Annotated in this window: 21 protein-coding genes; 19 read left to right on the top strand and 2 right to left on the bottom strand. The window is 43.3% G+C overall.

Annotation, left to right across the window (positions count from 1 at the left end; genetic code table 11):
- Nucleotides 1–157: 157 nt before the first annotated feature.
- The 11 genes from H605_RS0109155 (at nt 158) to H605_RS0109100 (ending at nt 9414) form a co-directional block, all read left to right on the top strand.
- On the top strand, nt 158–847 hold the full coding sequence (locus tag H605_RS0109155; protein WP_029053941.1) for a response regulator transcription factor: 690 nt from the start codon (nt 158–160) through the stop codon (nt 845–847).
- Nucleotides 825–1004, top strand: a complete 180-nt coding sequence (locus H605_RS0109150; protein ID WP_029053940.1) for a hypothetical protein — start codon at nt 825–827, stop codon at nt 1002–1004. The genes H605_RS0109155 and H605_RS0109150 overlap by 23 nt, the downstream gene beginning before the upstream one ends.
- Nucleotides 1004–3202, top strand: a complete 2199-nt coding sequence (locus H605_RS0109145; protein ID WP_037561839.1) for a sensor histidine kinase — start codon at nt 1004–1006, stop codon at nt 3200–3202. The genes H605_RS0109150 and H605_RS0109145 overlap by 1 nt, the downstream gene beginning before the upstream one ends.
- A 147-nt stretch (nt 3203–3349) precedes the next feature.
- Entirely contained in the window at nt 3350–3712 is a 363-nt protein-coding gene (locus tag H605_RS0109140; RefSeq protein WP_029053938.1) for a hypothetical protein, read from the top strand.
- A gap of 55 nt (nt 3713–3767) precedes the next feature.
- Nucleotides 3768–4229: a DinB family protein gene (locus H605_RS0109135; RefSeq protein WP_029053937.1), complete on the top strand. Its 462-nt coding sequence runs from the start codon at nt 3768–3770 to the stop codon at nt 4227–4229.
- Nucleotides 4230–4916: 687 nt separating this feature from the next.
- Nucleotides 4917–5261: a lmo0954 family membrane protein gene (locus tag H605_RS0109125; RefSeq protein ID WP_029053936.1), complete on the top strand. Its 345-nt coding sequence runs from the start codon at nt 4917–4919 to the stop codon at nt 5259–5261.
- Between the two features lie 15 nt (nt 5262–5276).
- A complete protein-coding gene (locus tag H605_RS0109120; protein ID WP_029053935.1) occupies nt 5277–5909 on the top strand; it encodes a PspA/IM30 family protein in 633 nt (210 codons plus the stop codon).
- 50 nt (nt 5910–5959) lie between these two features.
- Nucleotides 5960–6661: a cell wall-active antibiotics response protein LiaF gene (gene liaF / locus H605_RS0109115; RefSeq protein WP_029053934.1), complete on the top strand. Its 702-nt coding sequence runs from the start codon at nt 5960–5962 to the stop codon at nt 6659–6661.
- Nucleotides 6658–7701, top strand: coding sequence for a sensor histidine kinase (locus tag H605_RS0109110; protein WP_029053933.1), 1044 nt, complete (start codon nt 6658–6660; stop codon nt 7699–7701). Before liaF ends, H605_RS0109110 begins: the two co-directional genes overlap by 4 nt.
- A complete protein-coding gene (locus H605_RS0109105; protein ID WP_029053932.1) occupies nt 7676–8311 on the top strand; it encodes a response regulator in 636 nt (211 codons plus the stop codon). The genes H605_RS0109110 and H605_RS0109105 overlap by 26 nt, the downstream gene beginning before the upstream one ends.
- A gap of 272 nt (nt 8312–8583) precedes the next feature.
- On the top strand, nt 8584–9414 hold the full coding sequence (locus H605_RS0109100) for an undecaprenyl-diphosphate phosphatase (RefSeq protein ID WP_029053931.1): 831 nt from the start codon (nt 8584–8586) through the stop codon (nt 9412–9414).
- 451 nt (nt 9415–9865) lie between these two features.
- On the opposite strand, the gene H605_RS0109095 is transcribed toward H605_RS0109100, so the two are convergent.
- Nucleotides 9866–10603 (bottom strand): MBL fold metallo-hydrolase, encoded by a 738-nt coding sequence (locus H605_RS0109095; protein WP_029053930.1) that lies wholly within the window; start codon nt 10601–10603, stop codon nt 9866–9868.
- A gap of 161 nt (nt 10604–10764) precedes the next feature.
- Here H605_RS0109095 and H605_RS0109090 point away from each other — a divergent pair, with 161 nt between their 5' ends.
- From H605_RS0109090 to H605_RS0109070, 5 genes are all read left to right on the top strand, one after another.
- Nucleotides 10765–11961: a class I SAM-dependent rRNA methyltransferase gene (locus H605_RS0109090; RefSeq protein ID WP_029053929.1), complete on the top strand. Its 1197-nt coding sequence runs from the start codon at nt 10765–10767 to the stop codon at nt 11959–11961.
- 82 nt (nt 11962–12043) lie between these two features.
- Nucleotides 12044–12430: a hypothetical protein gene (locus tag H605_RS0109085; RefSeq protein ID WP_029053928.1), complete on the top strand. Its 387-nt coding sequence runs from the start codon at nt 12044–12046 to the stop codon at nt 12428–12430.
- Nucleotides 12431–12446: 16 nt separating this feature from the next.
- Nucleotides 12447–12941, top strand: a complete 495-nt coding sequence (locus H605_RS0109080; protein WP_029053927.1) for a DUF1648 domain-containing protein — start codon at nt 12447–12449, stop codon at nt 12939–12941.
- A 91-nt stretch (nt 12942–13032) separates the two neighbouring features.
- Nucleotides 13033–14763, top strand: coding sequence for a DUF2207 domain-containing protein (locus tag H605_RS0109075; protein ID WP_029053926.1), 1731 nt, complete (start codon nt 13033–13035; stop codon nt 14761–14763).
- 23 nt (nt 14764–14786) lie between these two features.
- Complete coding sequence (locus tag H605_RS0109070; protein WP_029053925.1) at nt 14787–16190, top strand: cryptochrome/photolyase family protein; 1404 nt, start codon at nt 14787–14789, stop codon at nt 16188–16190.
- Here H605_RS0109070 and H605_RS0109065 read toward each other — a convergent pair.
- Nucleotides 16187–17068, bottom strand: a complete 882-nt coding sequence (locus tag H605_RS0109065; RefSeq protein ID WP_037561835.1) for a MerR family transcriptional regulator — start codon at nt 17066–17068, stop codon at nt 16187–16189. The two genes, H605_RS0109070 and H605_RS0109065, sit on opposite strands and share 4 nt — an antisense overlap.
- Nucleotides 17069–17196: 128 nt before the next feature.
- Here H605_RS0109065 and H605_RS0109060 point away from each other — a divergent pair, with 128 nt between their 5' ends.
- The 3 genes from H605_RS0109060 (at nt 17197) to H605_RS0109050 (ending at nt 19624) form a co-directional block, all read left to right on the top strand.
- On the top strand, nt 17197–17643 hold the full coding sequence (locus H605_RS0109060) for a hypothetical protein (protein WP_029053923.1): 447 nt from the start codon (nt 17197–17199) through the stop codon (nt 17641–17643).
- 207 nt (nt 17644–17850) lie between these two features.
- Nucleotides 17851–18921, top strand: a complete 1071-nt coding sequence (locus tag H605_RS0109055; protein ID WP_029053922.1) for an ABC transporter permease — start codon at nt 17851–17853, stop codon at nt 18919–18921.
- Between the two features lie 4 nt (nt 18922–18925).
- Nucleotides 18926–19624: an ABC transporter ATP-binding protein gene (locus tag H605_RS0109050; RefSeq protein ID WP_029053921.1), complete on the top strand. Its 699-nt coding sequence runs from the start codon at nt 18926–18928 to the stop codon at nt 19622–19624.
- Nucleotides 19625–19794: the final 170 nt, after the last annotated feature.

Below are 19794 nucleotides of genomic sequence, written 5' to 3'. Positions count from 1 at the left end.
TATGAGCACTTGTGGATTTTTAAGAGCGGTTGAGGCAGTTTAATGAGCGCAAAGGAATTTATTCGAGTACATCTTAAGATTTTCTTCATATTTATCCTCAGTCTTTGTTAAGAGTGGGGTGGTAGAATGAAGTTATTAGTGAGACGGGGTGACCTACATGGCAGAGTTTACAGTGCTTGTGGCGGATGACGATAAGGAAATTCGCGAGGGAATTGAAATTTATTTGAAAAATGAAGGATATCGTGTACTGAAAGCGAAAGATGGTCAAGAAGCGCTAGAGTTGCTTGCATTGAATGAAATCCATTTATTAATTTTAGATATTATGATGCCGAATATGGATGGAATCACGGCAACATTCAAGATACGGGAAGTGCAAAATATCCCGATTATTATGTTGAGTGCGAAAGTGGAAGACTCGGATAAAATCCACGGCTTGTCAGTTGGGGCAGACGACTACGTCACAAAGCCATTCCATCCGCTTGAGTTGATGGCCCGTGTGAAGTCGCAACTTCGCCGGTACGTGCAGCTTGGAACGTATGAAGGGCAAAAAGTCATTGAAGTCAATGGCTTGGTTTTAAATGAAGAAGAGAAGGAGTTGACGGTGGATGGGACACCGGTTCGGCTGACTCCAATTGAATTCAAAATTACGGAATTACTGATGAAACATCCAGGACGTGTATTCTCAATCAATGAAATATATGAACGCGTGTGGAATGAACAGGCATATAACGCAGAAAATATTGTGGCGGTGCATATTCGGAAAATACGAGAGAAAATCGAAGCGGATCCGAAAAATCCGCGATATGTGAAGGTGGTGTGGGGCGTTGGCTATAAAATCGAAAAATAGAAACGGCTTGGTTGGTTCGCTCATTGCCATTGCATTAGCCCTTGGAAGTCTAATGTACTGCGCTTCCTTTACGGTTGATCTCTTCCTAGACGGCTGGGAACGATTAAACTTGGCAACTCATTACTTTGGTCGAATTATTAGAGGAGGAACCGTGTGATGAACAAAAATATAAAATTGGCCATTTGGTCCGCACTCGTGACACTTGTATTGATCGCGTTGCCGTCCATCATTCATTATGCACCACAGCTTGTTGGCAAATCGTTTACCGACCAAGAAGATTTTACCTATAGAATGGAACAAGAATATGATAATCTGTCGGCTACCGTACTGAATCCAGTCGACTTGAAAAAAACAGAAAAGGAATTAACGGTTTCGCTGGATGAAATTACAGAATACCGACAACGATACGGTACGCTGTCTGAACAGCTTGATAATATCCAGCAACAATATGCAGAACGAATTGCGGATGCGAAACTCGAGGAAAATGAAACTGTACTATTGGCTCTAGTTAAAGAGCGGAATACGAAACTAGGAGATATTCAACAGAATTTTGAAAGCGATAGTTATGTGGAAGACAAAATTCGTTCGGAAAAGGCAAAAGCTTTAGCGCGTCAGATTAAGGAGACAGAAAATAATCGCCAAACGAATATTCCGATTGCCTATGATCTTGTAAATGTTGAAACGGGTGAACGATTTACTCGGGGCGATGTCGAGGTAACGGCGCTCTTCCAACAAGAATTTACTGAAGCAACAGGATATTTCAAGGCGAACTCGGCTGTGTATGACAATGGGTACTCTGACTATTCAATGGAACAAGGATCGATGTACACAGATGACGATGTGGAAGGCATTAGCAACCCTCCCCAATATTTTGAAGGAACAATTATTATTCCCTCAGATGCTACGATATTAGGGGCAATGGCCAAGGAAAATGATCAATTCATCCGGGGGAAGTATATGGTATATGGATTGTGGGTTCTCGGTGTGCTTGCGCTTGTGGCGTTGTTTACAGTGATGAAGTTCCAGAAGGAATGGATACTCCAGTCGAGATTGGCTACTACGTATTCACGATGGAAATTAGATGTGAAAGTAGTTCTTTTACTACTGACTGCTTTTATCCTGACACTTTACATCGAATCGGCGATCTTCAACATTTTCAATCAGTTTAGATATGTAAGCTTGGGGACGATCAGTAATATGGCCGTCAGTTTCTTGCTGATAGGTGTATTGTTTACCGCGCTGTTGGCGTTTCAGGCTGTTCATTTATTTAGGCTATACCGTGAACCAGAACGACTGATGAAGGATTGGCGTGACAGTTATACGGTACAATTTGCACAAGATAGTAGAGACACATTCAGCAATCGTACGGTTGGTGTACAGTTGTCGCTGTTACTCATCATCTTTTTCCTTGCCGGTTTAGGCTTGGCGGGTGTATTCATGCAACCGGTGCTCATAGTAGTGTACGCTTTCTGTGTATTATTTGTCGCGCTACCCGCATTATTCCTTTTCGTGAAAAAAACCGCCTATTTGAATCGGATATTGGCTGCAACCAACGATATGGCGGCGGGGCATCTGACGCAGGCAATACCGGTCAAAGGTAAATCGCAGCTTGCGAAACATGCAGCGAATTTGAATAATCTTCGCGAAGGTGTTCGCGTGTCGATCAATGAACAAGCGAAAAGTGAACGGTTGAAAACAGAGTTGATCACGAATGTCAGCCATGACTTACGGACTCCGCTTACCTCCATTATAACGTATACGGATTTATTGAAAGATGAGACGTTATCTGCGGAGGAACGTGCGAAATACGTTGGCATTCTAGATCAGAAATCACAGCGCTTGAAAACGCTCATTGAAGATTTATTCGAAGTTTCAAAAATGGCAAGCGGCAATTTAGAAATGGTGAAGCAACGTGTGGATTTGAATCAGTTGATCCAACAAGCGTTGGCAGAACATGCGGAACAATTTACTGAGCAAGACTTGCATGTTCGAACTACTTTACCTGAAGAACCGGTCTTTGCGATGGTGGACGGACAAAAATGGTGGAGAGTACTCGATAACCTGTTCATCAATATCTTGAAATATTCATTGCCTGGTACGAGAGTATACGTCAATCTTCAGCAAGTGGGATCGACTGCACGTATCGTGTTGAAAAATGTGGCGAGATACGAACTTGGCGATACTACGGATGAGTTATTTGAACGCTTTAAGCGCGGCGATGCATCTAGACAGACGGAAGGTTCCGGTTTAGGATTGGCTATTGCTCAATCTATTGTCGAGCTGCATGGCGGCCGGATGGAAGTAGAAGTCGATGGAGATTTATTCAAAGTGACGATTGATGTCGTAAGTGGGTAAATTAGCACGGAGTAGGATGGGATAAAATTCCTATCTTACTCTTTTTTTGATTATTAAAAGGAATTAGTTTAGTTTATGGCGAATATGGGTATGTATAGAGAGTGCGGTCTATAAATTATGGATTGCATGAAAGGGAGGAATGGTTATATGACAATCGTTGACGGAAAGTATCCAAACAAAAAAGATCTAACTCCAAAAGTGGAAGAGATTAATGAGGAACAGTGTGTGGTCGAAGGTGTAGTAGTACCAGATGAACTACCTCTTGCCGATCCAGCAGATTCTGATTCAAGTGTAGCATTTAGAGAAAATGCACAGGATGAAACGGGAGAACATAAACCCTCCGCTTACAGTCAAAATAAATCACCAAGCCAAAATTATCATGATCTAACACCCGGTGAAATGTTCCCGTATGGAGATCAGGAAGAATATAATCGTAAATACAACCACGAAGCGCATGACCAGTGGAATGAGCATAAGAATATCAAAAAGAACGAAGAAGATAAATCGTAAAGTCAGCCTGCCTAAGTGCAAGGCTGTTTTTAGATTAGAAGAAAGGGTGGAATGAATGGGTGCATTGCAACAATTCTCCTTGGCAAGAGCATATACATTGGGCCTCATTAAACGAGTAGATGAACAGGTGTGGGATGCTCAACCTGAAGGCTTTTCTAATACCATAAGATGGAACGTAGGACATATTTATTCATTGACTGAAGATCTTCTTAACCGTGCAATGAATGACTACCCAGTCGACAAGCTGGAATGGGCAGAATTCTTTGCGCCAGGAACGAGTCCAACTACTTGGCCAAGCACACCTCCAGCGAAAGAGGAGTTATTCGCTGCGATGAAAGACCAAGGCAAGCGTATTTCTCAACTGACCGAACAACAGTTGGTGCATCAATTGAGTACACCCATTTCCATTGGAAAGTTCATTACGATGGAAACTGCGGAAGAAGTTCTACAGTTTCTGACATGGCATGAAGGTATGCATGCTGGTTTGATTGATGGTCTACTTAAGGCAAATAAATAAATTCAAATATAGCTGTTCAGGAGATCATAATGGATTTCTTGAGCAGCTTTTTTGTGTTGGAATTGGGATTCTATTTAGGTAGCAAGTAAGAAATGTCATGGGCTAGCAGTTTGGCAAGATCATTTGTTTATCTGTTTTGTAAAGAGCTACTCGCTTGACCGGCTTTGAGAGTGGACTGGTCATTGTCCCCACTACGGAGCTGGTGGATAGCTTTCGCAAGGAGCCATGGCAGTCGCTTCATTGGATTGTGGGTAAGGCAGTTCATATACATCTTTTTCAAAAGCAGAAAGTCAGTATTGCCAAGTCGTAAATCTTGTTCCTGTTACAACCACAACCAAAGTAACTACCACTCAGTAGCGCAGGCACAACTGCGGGGTAGGCCGTGGCCAGGAGACAACTGGCGGCACTTTGCCAGCTGGCTCCTGGCTGTAGGCAATCCCCCACGTGCCTGCGCGGGTCAAAAAGACGAACACTAACTAAATTCAATGCCCAACAGCCGGTCGAGCCACGCCCCAACAAAGAGTGACAAAGACTCGCAACCGCATAATCGTTCTACCAAAACAGTCCCTAGTCACGATACCTACTCACACTCAGCCTTAAGTCTGAGTTAGAAATCCGCTATGGGACCGTCGGAGAAAGCCGGAATTCATTATAAACTAAGGTTACAAATGAAGGGAGGACATCAACATGAAAAAACTTGGACTACTATTACTAGGAATCGTGGCAGGTTTAACCCTGGCGTTAAACGTAGGCCCCATTATCGCATTAGCAGTTACAGGTGCAATCGCGCTTGTCAGCTACCACTACTGGAGAAAGAGCCACTCGATGTTCGCGAAAGTATTTTGGATGACAATCTTGATCATCAGCGTAATCAGCTCGATTTCAAACATCGGTGCATTTATCGGGATCATCGCATTGATTGGAATCTATTATATATATCGCAAATGGAACGATCGCAATGTAAACCCGAACGTCATATCCAATGACCCGTTCACAAATTTCGAACGCCAGTGGAATGAACTGACAAAATAAAAGGAGAGATGCAGTATGAACGCATTTTGGCATAAATTGAAATATACAGTACAAGAAGACTTGAATAGTTTGATGGATAAACCACGAAAGAAAGAAAATCCGCTTGAATTATTGAATCAATATTTCCTAGATGCACAAAAGCAAACAGCGGAAATTGGTAAGTTGCTTGAACGCCAGGGTAGACTGAAAGAAGAATTGGAAAACGAATGTCAGGATGCGGATTTGATGGCGGTGAAACGTCGTCGTCAGCTAGAACTCGCTGAAGCGACAGGAGATGCAGAGTTGATCGCATTTGCGCAAGAAGAAGTAGAAGCTTATGAAGGACGAGTTGCCCGTTTGTCTGCGAGCATCCAAGACGCTACGCAAGAATTGCTGTCATTGGAACGAAAGTTTGAAGAGATGAAGCATCGCGTGAAGGATATGCGTGTTCGTCAGTTGCAATTGATGGGCAAAGAGAACGTGACGCGTGCGCAGGAAAAGATGAATCGATTCGTCAAGCCGGATCAATCGTTTTCAACACTTGACGACTTGCATTCGTACATCGAAAATCTTGGTGGTGGAACGAGAACGTCACAATCGCACTCGTCAATGGAGCAGCGTTTAGATTCATTAGAGAAATCTAACGCAAAATCTCAAGATATTGTGTAAACTATAAGAGGAAGCATCGCGCTTCCTCTATCGAGAAGGGAGAGAATGAAATGGCTAAGAGGAATTCTACTAAAGTTTCGGTATATTTTCTTGCTCTTTTGGCAATTGCTTTCGTCGAATCCATGTTGTTTTCAAACGGTAATTTCATCTTCCTCCTTCTCGGTTGGGGATTTCTTGATTATGGTTATCGAAAACGCGGAAAATGGACAGCAATCACAGGTATCGTCTTCATAGTGATCGCGCTTTTGACGTTATGGAGTGTACGTCTGCTGATTTTAGCAATTGTATTATATATTATAATGAAATTATGGAAAGGCACGCCGGCCAGTGAAGTATTTGGTGATTTGCAAAAACCCCGAGTTAGACGGTCGCAAGGTATGTGGAGGAACCGCTTATTCTCGGTCCAATCCACGCCATTTGCGACGTATGAGTGGGAAGATATGCATATGCAAGGGTTCTTTGGTGATGTGCATGTCGATGTGACGGATACAGTATTGCCTAAAGGCGCTTCATTTATTTCGATTCGGCAAATCTTTGGTAAAGTGCGTATTGAACTGCCTTATGATATTCCGGTGCGAATTCATTATGCCACGCTGTATGGTGAAGCGAATATTTTAGGCAAGGCCTCACAGCAATTATTTAATGAAACGATACAAGAACATGATGGCTATGAAACGAAGCGGTCGAATGATCCCGAGTTGATTATATCGGTGTTTACTTGGATTGGCGATGTGGAGGTGCGTAGAAAATGAAGGCAATCATTGGTCGCACCATTTTCTTAACGTTGACGTTTAGTACGATCGTCGCGGTCTTTTCCTATTTGTTCTTTGCTTTATCCATCGCTGAATATCAGAGGTTGCTACTCGATACAGAAGCTGCAGATATGCCGTTGCTGGTCTGGTTGTTCACAACGATTTTCATCATCAGCTTAGGAATTGCAAGCTGGATCAGTCTGAACAGCAGGACCAGAGAGAATATCATTATTGGAAAACTACAAGATTTGTATGCTAAACAGGAATTTACGAGCTCGAATAAAATGAAAAAACAAACGAATCGTTCCATTGAACAGCTATATGAAGTACTCGAAGCACAGCGAAATAGTTTGCGTAAGATTACGGATGAGCGAGTCGAGACACAAGATAAAATGATTCAAGAACGTATTGTTCAAGAACGCCAAAGATTGGCGAGAGAATTACATGACTCTGTGTCCCAACAATTGTTCGCGGCGTCCATGCTGTTGTCGGCACTTGCGGAACAAGCGGAAGAAGGTCCGATCCGCAAGCCCTTACAGCAAGTGGAACGAATGGTTCAGCAGGCGCAGTTAGAAATGCGGGCGTTGCTTCTTCATTTACGTCCGGCTGCACTGCATAACCAAACGCTTGCGAAAGGTCTCGAAGAGTTATTGAGTGAATTACAGGAAAAAGTGACGTTCGATATTACACATCGTTTAGAAGATATTGTGCTTTCTAAAGGTGCGGAAGATCATTTATTCCGAATTGCGCAAGAAACATTATCGAATACACTTCGCCACGCGCAGGCGACGGAAGTAGAAATTTTATTGATTGAACGTGATGGATTGGCTATTTTGCGCGTGCAAGATAATGGGGTTGGGTTTAAGCAAGATGACGGCAAAGGCGGATCATACGGTTTACAAAATGTGAAGGAACGTGCGATTGAGATAGGCGGTAGTTGTAAGATTGTCTCGGTGCCATCTCAAGGAACGATCGTGGAAGTGAAATTACCGATTTTGAAAGGGGAGCTGACGGATGATTCGAGTTCTGTTGGTAGATGATCATGAAATGGTGCGCATTGGCGTATCGACGTATTTACAGATGCAGCCAGATATCGAAGTGATTGCGGAGGCAGAAAATGGTCAGATCGGTGTCGTAAAAGCACTGGATTTACGTCCGGATATTATTTTGATGGACATGGTCATGCCAGTTATGAACGGCGCTGAGGCGACGGCTGCGATTATCGACAAATGGCCGGAAGCGAAAGTCATTATCGTCACTAGCTTCCTTGACGATGATAAATTATACCCCGCACTTGAAGCAGGGGCTGTCAGCTATATTTTGAAGACGTCCAATGCGAAACGCGTGGCGGATGCAATTAGGGAAACGATGCAGGGGCAAACTGTGCTCGAGCCGGAAGTGACGTCTAAAATGATGACAAAAATGCGCGGTGGTCAAACACATGCCTTGCATGAAGATTTAACCGATCGTGAGCTAGAAGTATTATTATTATTGGCTAAAGGTAAATCCAATCAGGAAATAGCAGATGAACTATTCATTGCGTTAAAAACTGTTAAGACTCACGTCAGTAATCTATTATCGAAATTGGAAGTCCAAGACCGCACACAGGCGGTTATTTATGCGTTTCAAAATAAATTAACGGATTACTAGTCTACAAGTAAAAGCTACGACATATTAGTAGATAGACGATAAAACTGTGGATAAAAAGTATTTATAATGAAAATAGTCTGAAATTACTAACTTCCCCACAATCTATCCACGCACTATGTGCATAACTATTCAGTTATTTGTAAAAATAAAAAGTGTGCACATGTGGATAAAAATATTCTGTCTGAAACTTATCCACTGTTTGTTACGTCATGGTAAACTGGATAATAGAAAATAGAATAGCAGAAGGGAGACCTTCGCGGAAAGAGAGTCATATGGAATTATTTGATTTAATTAAAGCATTGATTTTAGGATTCGTAGAAGGAATGACGGAATTCGCGCCCGTTTCTTCGACAGGTCATTTGATTATTGTCGACGATATGTGGTTGAAGACGGAAGAATTCCTTGGGAAATATCCCGCGATTACATTTAAGATCGTGATTCAGCTCGGTTCAATCTTAGCTGTAGTCGTTGTATTTTGGAAACGGCTATTTAGTTTAGTCGGTTTGTATAAAGTGGATAGCGGAGTGAAGATGAGTGAACGCTTTAATTTGCTACACGTCATCGTTGGTATGTTGCCTGCTGTAATTTTCGGTTTTGCGTTCAAGGATTTGATCGATGATTATTTATTCGGTGTAGAAACGGTTATTTATGCGCTAGTTGCTGGTGCATTGCTGATGATTGCTGCGGATAAGTTTGGGCCGAAAAAACCGCGAGTACAGACGTTGGATCAGATTACATATAAACAAGCATTTACAGTTGGACTGGTTCAGTGTTTGTCGTTGTGGCCAGGGTTTTCTCGTTCGGGCGCGACGATTTCTGGAGGTGTATTGTTCGGCATGAATCACCGGACGGCTGCTGATTTCACGTTCATCATGGCGGTTCCGATTATGATGGGTGCGAGCCTGGTGTCGGTGATGAAGAACTGGGAGTATATGTCGATGGATGACATAGGGTTTTACGTGGTTGGTTTCTTGAGTGCGTTTGTGTTCGCGCTGATTTCGATCCGTTTCTTCCTGAAGTTGATTTCAAAGGTCAAGTTAATGCCGTTTGCGATTTATCGTATTGTGCTGGCAGCGATCTTGGCAGTTATTGTATTTTTATAAGAAGTTAGGAGACCTTTGCGGTATTTGCAAAGGTCTTTTTTAATTGGAAGGCTGTTGGGGTGGGGGATTGGCGCTGCGGAGGGGACGCTTTCCTGAGGGCTCGCGGTGAGCCAACCAGGTCGCGAGCTCCCTATTGGTTGTCTCACCTGTCGAGCTGATCCTCTGGGAGTCGCCCCTCCTCCGCGCCAATCCCTTGCAATCTGAGTGGGTGACACTTTCTGTTGTGCATTGAAGTGATGCTTGTAATCGGAAATGAACTTTTGTGCTTGAACCTAAAAAAGTCAAAAACGTAATCGTATTTCACACAATACCTACAGTGAGTGATCTGAGTACCTCCACTATCAACGTAGGTTGGAAGTGGAAGCTGACGGTGACTCCTGCGTGCCCATAGGAAAGCGTCCACCAGCTGGCGCTTCCATCCCCCTGTACTAACTAATTTACTCTCCCAGTTTTAAAATATTGTATACTTCTTCCCAACTTCCGCAATCTCCACCGAACCACTAAACGTTTTTCCAGCTTCATTTAATATCTCATTTATATCACCATGATGTGGCAGATGGGTGAGGACGAGTTGTCCCACGTCTGCTTGCTGTGCCATGTTTCCTGCTTGGCTACCTGCCATGTGACCTGGTGATTTGCCGAGATGTTCTTCGTATAGATTGGCCTCGCAGAATATGATATCTGCGTGTTGCGAGAATGTCACGAGCTTGTCGGACCATTCCGTATCGGCTGTGAAAACAGCAGACTTGCCGTCTACTGTGAACTTCATTGCGAGACAGTAGACAGGATGGATGGTGGGACAAAACGTAACAGTGAATGGGCCAATTTTAACGGATTTGTTTTTTTGAATTTCAATACCTTGCGTTTGCTCTTTATACGTCAGCTTCTCAAACTGTTCTTTGTCTCGTGCGTGACTATAAATTGGCAAGATGGGTGACGGTTGTCCGAGATAATACTGGATTAACCGGCTGTATTGTAGACTACCAATGTCCGCTATGTGGTCGGCGTGGTAATGACTGATGACGACAGCATCGAGTTGGTCCAGTTCGATGTAATTTTGCAGGGATGAAAGTACGCCGCTGCCGCAGTCGAACAGGCAATGAAATCCTTCGTGTTCGATGAGAAATGAAGAGGTGGCGCTGTTGGCTTTCGGATAGCCACCCCAGATGCCTAAAGGGATGATGTTCATGTGAATTCCTCCTGTTTGGTTAATGTTGTACTTTCATTGTAAGTGAAGGATGAGTAAATGTCGTAAAAGTACGTTTTCATGAGATGTCGACTCTAAGCGCCACCTTTCACTTTTGGTTCATCCATGCGATAATGGAGAAAATACACTTTGAGGATGACGATATGAGTAAATTAGTTGAAATACAGTTAAATGCACAGGGCACGGTGGCTTTGAAGAAGGGGTATCCTTTGATTTTGAAGGATGCTGTGATGACAAGTGAGATTCAGGCGAAGGAAGGTAGTTTGATTCGTTTGACGGATCGGTACCATAAATATTTGGCTACGGGTTATTATGGAATTCAAAATAAAGGAATTGGCTGGGTGCTGACTTCGAATGAAAGAGAAGAGATCGACTTTGATTTCTTCGATCAGAAAATGGCGACGGCTTTTGAGCGTCGTGAGGCGTATGCTAATGATCCGGATACGACGGCTTACCGTTTGTTTAATGGGGAAGGCGATGGAATCGGTGGTTTGACGATCGATTATTTCGATGGCTACTATATGGTTAGTTGGTACAGTGAAGGTATTTATGCGTTCCGTCACCATGTCTATAATGTGTTGGATAAGCGTGGGGATTATAAAGCGGTCTATGAGAAGAAGCGTTTTGATTCGAAGGGGCAGTATGTCGAGCAGGATGATTTTGTTAAAGGAACGCCTGGAGACTTCCCAATCATTGTTAAGGAAAATGGCATGAACTTTGCGATTGATTTGAATGATGGCGCGATGACTGGGATTTTCCTTGATCAACGTGATGTACGCGAGACGATTCGAGACAACTACTCGGAAGGTCGCGAAGTGTTGAATACGTTCTCTTATACAGGGGCGTTTTCAGTTGCGGCTGCATTAGGTGGTGCGGTGAAGACGACGAGTGTGGATTTGGCGAAGCGCAGTGTTGCAAAGACGATTGAGCAGTTCAGTGTCAATGGTATCGATTACGAGCAACAGGATATTAAAGTAATGGATGTCTTTGATTATTTCCGTTATGCGAAGCGTCATGACATGAAATTCGGACTAGTTGTACTGGACCCGCCGAGCTTTGCGCGTTCGAAGAAGTACACATTCAGTACAGCGAAGGATTATCCTATGCTGATGAAAGAAGCGATTGCGGTTACGGAGAAGAACGGTATTATTGTAGCTTCTACGAATAACGCGAGCTTTAGTATGAAGAAGTTCAAAGGCTTTATTGAGCAAGCATTTAAAGAGACAGATATACGTTATAAAGTACTGGAAGAATCCTCATTACCAAGAGATTTCCGTACGCCACGGGACTATCCAGAATTTAATTATTTAAAAGTAGTTATCGTGCAAAAGTTACGTTAATTCGTCACAAAAACGTGGGTGACAATGTCAATATTTCCTAGTACGATGGATTCAATGAATTCGTGAAACGGGAGGAAGACATATGAAACAACTACTTGCGCTGTTGGCTGTGATGTCCATCTTAGTACTAACTGGCTGTTCCAACGTATATAGTCAAGAAGACGGCTACCGCATGGCAATCATCAATCAAGGGTTCCCTGTTCCGAAAGAAGCGTACGAAGTGAAAGCTGAGGATTGCGTAGGAGAGATTTCTAAATCGGCGAAGTATAAGTTGAAGGGAATTGGTGACTCCGAAGGCAATCCGCCAGATCATTATTTGCGTACGATTGAGGAATGGGGCTGGACGGAAATGATGGAAGACCGCAGAGGATCCATTCATTTCTATGAGAAACAAGGCAAGATCATCTCGCTTAATATTAAAGAGAACGTCTTTGATGTATTTGAAATGACGAGTGCAACGGAATCATAAGTGAGGTGGCGAGGGTATGGAGACGAAAAAACCGAAGCTGGACATAGAGAAACCTGTTGTTGCAAAAGCGTTCGATGTGTTGGTTATCGCTTTATTTGCTGCTGCTCTCGTCTATTTAGTGCTGCAGTGGGATCAATTGCCGGACCGTATTCCTGCGCATTTTGGTGCGGGTGGGGAAGTGGACCGTTATGGTTCAAGAATGGAATTACTGCTGTTGCCAATCATAGGTGTGGTCATGTGGGTAGGGATGTGGATGCTGGAGAAGTATCCGCATGCGTATAATTACTTGAATTTGCGTCCTGATAACGTAGAAATCCAATACCGCTATGGTGTACTATTTATGAACGTCACTAAAAACATTTCGACACTATTATTTGTCTTTTTAATATGGCAGACGACCGATATCGCTTTGTCTCGAATCGATTCATTAAACATGCCCATCTTCATCACGATACTCGTACTACTATTTGGTTCGATGGGTGTCTATTTTTATAAAGTAATGAAATTGTAGAGAATAGCTGTATTGTATTCCTAAGATTCTGCCAATAAATGAATCTATTGATCACCTCTTATCGTATACTCCTGATAAGAGGTGATTTTTTATGAAATGGAAACTGTTACTTGTCGCTTTACTCGCTTTCCTTGTTCTGCCGACGACAGCTGGAGCTGTAGATTTCAGCATTTCGGATGTAAAAATCAACGCGCAGTTGGAACCGGATGGCACTGTTCAGGTTAAGGAGCAGCATACGTATGATTTTGACAGTGAATTTAACGGGATCATTCGAGAAATTCAACCGAAAAGAGGGGCTTCAATTAAAGACTTTACTGCCTTTGAAAAGGGTAAAGAGTTAGAAATCGAGAAGCGCGATACTGAATATCGTGTACACCGCAAAGGAGACAGTGAAGTCGTGATCTTCGATTTGCAGTACACCATTAGGAACGGAATGGAAAAATATAATGATGGTGCGCAGTTTTACTGGCCATTTTTTGACCGTCGTAATGAAACCGATTATGGCAATATGACGATTAAAATCGTGCCTCCTAGTCAAGCGTCTGATGTGATGTTCATCGGCTATGATAGTGCGGAAAATACAGGGAAGGTACAACCGGATGGAACGGTCGTATTTTCATTAGGAGAAGTCCGTGCAGGTGATGATGGAGATATTCGTGTAGTTTATGAGTCGTCTTTATTTCCGGAAATGACTGCAGTAGATAGTGACATCCGTCCGACGTTGAAAAAGGATCAAGAAATGGCAGCTATGTCACGTCAGAAGTTCATACAGAATCAAAAGATGATCGGCACTGTGGGTGGTGTTAGTACAGTGGCGGGTATTCTTGGAGTCGGTTTTATTGGATTCATTGCGAATACTAGGAGGAAAAGATACGTTAGGGAAGCGCACTATCAGATGGAATCGAATGGTTTCTACGTTCCTGCAAATGATATGAGCTTACCGGCCGTACTTCTTTTCAAGAATGGAGTAGCTTCCGTCGAGCTGATGTCCGCGGCGCTGCTTGATCTCGTCCGTAAAGGGAATGTGAAACAACTATCTGATGAGGAGTTTGAGTTGGTCGATGCAAATGTCAGATTAGAACACGAGAAGCACCTGATTCAGTTGTTATTTTTCCAAATCGGCCATGATCAAAAGTTTACATTGAGCGAGTTGAAAAGATACACAAAAGAAAAGAAGAATTATGAAGCATTTGATAAGAAGTTTGTCATGTGGAAAGATTTTTTAAAAGCAGAATTGAATGAATATGATCTGAAGGTCAAGACTACGAAAGAACGTGTAATCTTAAGTCTAATCGGTGTGCTTGGGATCGGATTCGCGATCTCCTTTATCAATTATGAATTGTATGTACAGCTAGTCATAGTCGGGATTTTGACTTTGGTTGCATTTGGATTCGCCTTGTTTTACAGTCCGTATAATTATGAAGGGATTTTGCTCAAGCTCGAGTGGGAGCGAGTAGGTCAATGGATGAAGGAACTAGATACGAAGAAATGGGAAGGACTATCGCTTGATGATCGATTCCGTGTGCTGATTTACGGAGTAGGTGTGAAGCACCCTGAACTGGATTCGTATTATAAGGATTTCGTCAGTGCCCAGAAGCAACTTGATCAAAATCGTACGCGTAATGAAGATAGATATCGACAGGGTACAGGAGACGCGCAGTATGAAAACTCTTATTACGGAGGCGCGGTCTATAATCCGGTATTCCTCGCAGGTTCTTTCAACCAAGCGTCATCCAATGTATCAAACAACGCTCCAAGTAGTGATAGTAGCAGTGGAGGCGGAGGAACCGGTGGTGGAGGCGGTGGATCGGGTGCGTTTTAAGGGAAGTAAAAGGAGTGAACAGAGTGAGTAAAACAATAGTTTGGTTCCGAAACGATCTGCGTTTGCATGATCATCCAGCATTGGTGGAGGGGGCGGCACATGGTGAAGTGTTGCCCGTTTTCATTTTGCCAGAAACGCGGTATGCAGCATCCGATTGGTGGTTGCATCATAGTTTGCTGGAAATAATCGAGCGTTTTGCGGAGCAGCAGACCCAGTTCGTGGTCAGGCAAGGACAACCTGTTGAACAGTTGATGAAGTTGATAGATGAAAGCGGGGCTGATCAGCTTGTTTTCAATGAATTGTACGATCCGGAAAGCCGTGTAGCAGAACGTGAAGTAGCAGAGGCTTGTGAGAAAAGGCGTGTTCAAGTGCGTTCATTCCAAGGGACACTACTCGTTGCGCCTGATGCGATTTTTAATAAAACGAATCAGCCATATAAAGTATTTACGCCGTTTTGGAGGCGACTGCGCCAAGAACCGATCGCGACACCGCTTGCGGCGCCTGAACTCGTGCCGTCTACTGCTACACTACAGTCATTGTCTTCAGATCAATGGGGCCTGTTATCGGATAAACCTTGGTATGACAAGCTCGCCAATCATTGGCAACCTGGAGAAAAAGCCGCAATAGAATGCTGGGAAACGTTCCGAGATAGTGGATTATACGATTATTTAGTGGAACGGGACCTTCCTGCAAAAGCTAGTGTTTCACGAATGTCGCCTTACTTGGCTTGGGGAAATGTCAGCGTACGTTCGCTATGGCATGGCGCGGTAGCAGCGGCGGAGGACGTCGGTGATCAGCAAGTGGAAGCTTTTATTCGGCAATTGGCGTGGCGGGATTTCGATAAGTACCAGCTACTGTACTTTCCAGAGATGTTGACGAAACCTGTGCGACCGGAGTTTGAAAAGTTTCCGTGGCAACCTGCAGATGGTCAGCTCGAGGCTTGGAAAACAGGGCATACCGGCTATCCGTTAGTCGATGCGGGAATGCGGGAATTATGGGAAACTGGATATATGCATAACCGTGTGCGGATGGTCGTAGCTTCCTTTTTGATCAAGCATTTATTGATCAATTGGCGGGAGGGCATGGCGTGGTTTGAAGAGACGCTCGTGGACTTGGATTTAGCGAACAACGCGTTGGGATGGCAATGGGTGGCGGGCAGTGGCTTTGATGCCTCACCATATTTTAGAGTGTTTAATCCGATTCTTCAGGCGGAGAAATTTGACGGAGAAGCGCAGTATATAAAAAAGTGGCTACCCGAGTTAACGGATATGCCAGTAAAGTATGTATTTCAACCAGCAAAAGCACCGAATGAAGTGTTGGAATCAGCAGGAGTTACGATTGGTACAACTTATCCCGCTCCGATCGTTGACCACCAAGCAGCCCGTGCGCGTGCATTGGCAGCGTATGATACATGTAAAAATTCTTAAATCTCGTCAATTGATTCAAGTAGATGAATATGTTGTAGATGCAGCCGATCCGCCCAAATGAACGCTCCATATCCGCCCAGATAAAATTCGGTACTAGGATGTTGGCCTGCAAACTCGTCCAACTCCTGTATCATCTGCGGATCTTTCTCAAACGGAAACGTAGTGGATGCCGACAACAACACTTTGGCAGGCTGGATCTTTTCTACAAGAGACTGGATAGCGCCAGGAGCTGGTGTAGATCCAATCATCGCTGTACGCCAACCTTTGAGCATGAGTTGCAGTAAAAAAATATGCACCGGAATTTCATGTGATTCATGTGGGAGGCAAGCGCCAAGTAATATAGGGGAGTCTTCCCGATAGTGAAAGTTGCGCCGTAGCTGGACGAGTTGATCCCGTACGACCAAACTCGACAAGGCTTCTTGATATTCATCCCATTCACCACTTGCCCAGTGATCGCCTACTTGTTGTAAAAATGGAATGACGATTTGCTGCAGATAGTGTTCAAGTCCTAATCGATGATAGGCCGCTTGTAAGGAGAAGTTTAATTCTAGCTCATCACAATTTGTACCGTGGCGCAATAAATCGCTCAATGTATCTTCTAAATAGGTATTTTTAGGATTCGATGAAATAGTAGAGTTCTTCTGGGATTTGGCCATTTCAGCTGCTTGTGATAGCGCAAAACCATCTTCTGCATAGCGCTTCATCAACAAAAATAACCGAATGTCCTCATCATGATAGATTCGATAGCCATTATCGAGACGCTGTGGAATCACGATATCATAGCGCTCTTCCCACTTCCTCAAGACTTGCCTCGACAAGCCTGTTTGATCTGCAACCTGTTTAATTGTATACGTAGGGGTTTCAGACGACGGCTTCAAAGCAATCAACCTTTCTGTGTACTAGAATTAGCGATCAATTATCGCTCTGTTCTTCATGTCTAACATTATACATAGATTTGACGAGACAAGTCAAATCTGTTATTTTTACATTCTAGGAAGGTGTCAAAATGAAAACTACATATAGTGTACAAGGTACGTGGATCGGTATCGTAACGGGTATTTTTCTTGCTGTTTTTTTAAAAGCCGTGCAGTCGCTTACAGGGCACAAAGTATATACGTTGTTGTTGAATGTAGATTACATACCTATTATAAAAGAGTATGCATTTCCAGAAGTAATTGAAGTGTTTTTTCATCTGATCGTCTCGGTGGTGCTCTGTATCATACTGGTGATGTTGTACGATAAAAGTAGTGGTTTCATCCGCAATCATGCGATTATGTTCCCTTTTTTAGTGAATGTCGCCATCGGTTTAGTGCTGTATCCGACGACTTCGTTTTCTGACAGAACACCAAATGTCACGAACATGGTTTCCTTGTTCTGGTGGGTTGCCGGACACGCTGTATATGGTTTCATCGTAGGTTTTTTGATCAGCAGGAAATCAAAAAGTATAAAATAGGTCTATGCAGTCAATTGTTCTAGTATTTATAGTTAGAGCTATGTATTATTAACTTATATGAACATTATACAAAGTATGAACAAATTAGAAAATAGCAGTTTGTTCGTGTCGGTAGGATAAAAAGGAAGATCAGACTATGAATTATCTTGATTCATGGCATATCGAAAGAAGTAGCTATAAATATCCGATTAAAAGGAGTGAGAATGAATGTTTTTAGCCTGGAGCGAAATCAAGAAGAATAAATTACGATTTTTACTCATTACATCGATTTTGCTATTGGTGTCGTTCCTTGTGTTTTTCCTATCCGGACTGGCAAATGGATTAGCCAGCATGAACAGGGAAGCGATTGACACTTGGAATGTCGATGCGGTTTTACTGACAGAGGAATCGGATAAGAGTTTATACGAATCGGCACTCAACAAGGAAGTAGCCGATGAGCTGGATGCGAAAGAAACGGCTGTTGTCAGCCAAATGGGTGCCATTGCGAACAATGGTGATACCAAGCAAAATGTTATGCTCTTCGGTATTGATAGGGAAGAGTTCATTAAGCCAGAAGTTAGTGAAGGAGACCCAACGTTTTACGTTCAAAACGGTGTCGTAGCATCCGACGTGTTGAAAGATGAAGGCTTTAAAATTGGAGATACACTCGAGTTGTCATCATCCGATACGGAACTGACGATTGTCGGCTTCACGGAAAAAGCGCGTTTTAATGCATCGCCTATTCTCTACATGAAGTTAAATGATATGCAGAAAATTAAATTCGGTGACGCCTATACAATGAATAAAGACGTAGTCAATGCGGTTGTCGTCAAAGATAAAGACTGGGATACACTATCCTTGCCCGACAATACGGAAATCATTGAAACAGAAACGTTTATCGAGAATCTGCCGGGCTATACAGAACAGAATTTGACGTTAACGTATATGATTTACTTCCTATTTGTCATTTCAGCTGCAATCGTTGCGATTTTCTTGTACGTATTGACTGTACAAAAAATCAGTATGTTCGGTCTGATGAAAGCGCAGGGGATTTCCAGTGCCTATTTGGCAAGATCCGTTGTCGCACAGACATTCATTCTTGCGCTAATCGGGGTTGTCCTCGCCTTTGGTCTAACGTTACTTGCGGGAAGCTTCCTACCAAATGCAGTTCCTATCATGTTCGATATACCTACCATGATACTTTATGGTTTGATTTTAATAGTAGTGGCGATTCTGGGAGCTGTCATTTCGGTTTGGACGATTATCCGAATTGATCCGCTCGAAGCAATAGGGGGGTAAGACGATGGTACTGGAATTACGAAACGCGAAAAAGACGTTTGGTGAAGGCAATACGCTCGTTGAAGCGATGAAGGAGACCAATTTTTTAGTCGAACGTGGCGAATTGGTCGCAGTCATCGGTCCGTCCGGTTCAGGTAAAAGTACGTTCCTGACAGTGGCTGGCGGTCTGCAATCTCCAAGCGAAGGGCAAGTCATCATTAATGGCAAAGAGTTATCGCAGCTGAATGAAAAGCAGCGTTCTAAAGTCCGATTACAGGAAATTGGTTTTATTTTGCAAGCTTCCAACCTCGTGCCGTTTTTAACTGTTGACGAGCAGCTGGAATTGCTGAATAAAGTGAAGAAAGATAATATGTCGAAAGACGAGCAACGTAAGTTATACGAGGATTTAGGTATTACTAAGTTACACAAGAATTATCCTTCCGATTTATCGGGCGGTGAGCGGCAGCGTGTGGCGATTGCCAAAGCGTTATTCAGTAAGCCGTCAATTCTTTTAGCAGATGAGCCTACCGCTTCACTCGACTCTGATCGAGCGTTTGAAGTCATGGAGTTGTTGCGTAATGAAACGAAGTCCAATCAGACGGCGACCATTGTTGTGACACATGATGTACGGTTGATTAAGTACGTGGATAAGGTGTACAAAATGACGGATGGTGTGTTAAAGCTGGAGAGTACGGCTGAGAAGGATTTGGGTTTGACTGAGTGAGTGGGATGTTGAATAAGTAATGAAATAAACGCTTCAGACGGCCATTTTATGGCTTTCTGAAGCGTTTTTTTATTTGTGGGATTGTGGGGGCGCGCTCTATGTTCGATGTGGAGCGCTCTATACGTTGTGTTAACTGCTCTATATAGCGTGTTAAGCGCTCATAAAACTGT

This window comes from Sporosarcina ureae DSM 2281 (assembly GCF_000425545.1).
Taxonomy (GTDB): domain Bacteria; phylum Bacillota; class Bacilli; order Bacillales_A; family Planococcaceae; genus Sporosarcina; species Sporosarcina ureae.
Note: the sequence above shows the minus strand (reverse complement) of the source record. Positions and strands in the feature narration are given on the sequence as shown.

Coding starts and splice junctions, on each gene's coding strand:
- H605_RS0109155 (WP_029053941.1), top strand. CDS start 158: ATGGCAGAGTTTACAGTGCTTGTGGCGGATGACGATAAGGAAATTCGC.
- H605_RS0109100 (WP_029053931.1), top strand. CDS start 8,584: ATGGAATTATTTGATTTAATTAAAGCATTGATTTTAGGATTCGTAGAA.
- H605_RS0109145 (WP_037561839.1), top strand. CDS start 1,004: ATGAACAAAAATATAAAATTGGCCATTTGGTCCGCACTCGTGACACTT.
- H605_RS0109105 (WP_029053932.1), top strand. CDS start 7,676: ATGATTCGAGTTCTGTTGGTAGATGATCATGAAATGGTGCGCATTGGC.
- H605_RS0109085 (WP_029053928.1), top strand. CDS start 12,044: ATGAAACAACTACTTGCGCTGTTGGCTGTGATGTCCATCTTAGTACTA.
- H605_RS0109060 (WP_029053923.1), top strand. CDS start 17,197: ATGAAAACTACATATAGTGTACAAGGTACGTGGATCGGTATCGTAACG.
- H605_RS0109080 (WP_029053927.1), top strand. CDS start 12,447: ATGGAGACGAAAAAACCGAAGCTGGACATAGAGAAACCTGTTGTTGCA.
- H605_RS0109125 (WP_029053936.1), top strand. CDS start 4,917: ATGAAAAAACTTGGACTACTATTACTAGGAATCGTGGCAGGTTTAACC.
- H605_RS0109050 (WP_029053921.1), top strand. CDS start 18,926: ATGGTACTGGAATTACGAAACGCGAAAAAGACGTTTGGTGAAGGCAAT.
- H605_RS0109110 (WP_029053933.1), top strand. CDS start 6,658: ATGAAGGCAATCATTGGTCGCACCATTTTCTTAACGTTGACGTTTAGT.
- H605_RS0109095 (WP_029053930.1), bottom strand. CDS start 10,603: ATGAACATCATCCCTTTAGGCATCTGGGGTGGCTATCCGAAAGCCAAC.
- liaF (WP_029053934.1), top strand. CDS start 5,960: ATGGCTAAGAGGAATTCTACTAAAGTTTCGGTATATTTTCTTGCTCTT.
- H605_RS0109090 (WP_029053929.1), top strand. CDS start 10,765: ATGAGTAAATTAGTTGAAATACAGTTAAATGCACAGGGCACGGTGGCT.
- H605_RS0109140 (WP_029053938.1), top strand. CDS start 3,350: ATGACAATCGTTGACGGAAAGTATCCAAACAAAAAAGATCTAACTCCA.
- H605_RS0109135 (WP_029053937.1), top strand. CDS start 3,768: ATGGGTGCATTGCAACAATTCTCCTTGGCAAGAGCATATACATTGGGC.
- H605_RS0109075 (WP_029053926.1), top strand. CDS start 13,033: ATGAAATGGAAACTGTTACTTGTCGCTTTACTCGCTTTCCTTGTTCTG.
- H605_RS0109055 (WP_029053922.1), top strand. CDS start 17,851: ATGTTTTTAGCCTGGAGCGAAATCAAGAAGAATAAATTACGATTTTTA.
- H605_RS0109120 (WP_029053935.1), top strand. CDS start 5,277: ATGAACGCATTTTGGCATAAATTGAAATATACAGTACAAGAAGACTTG.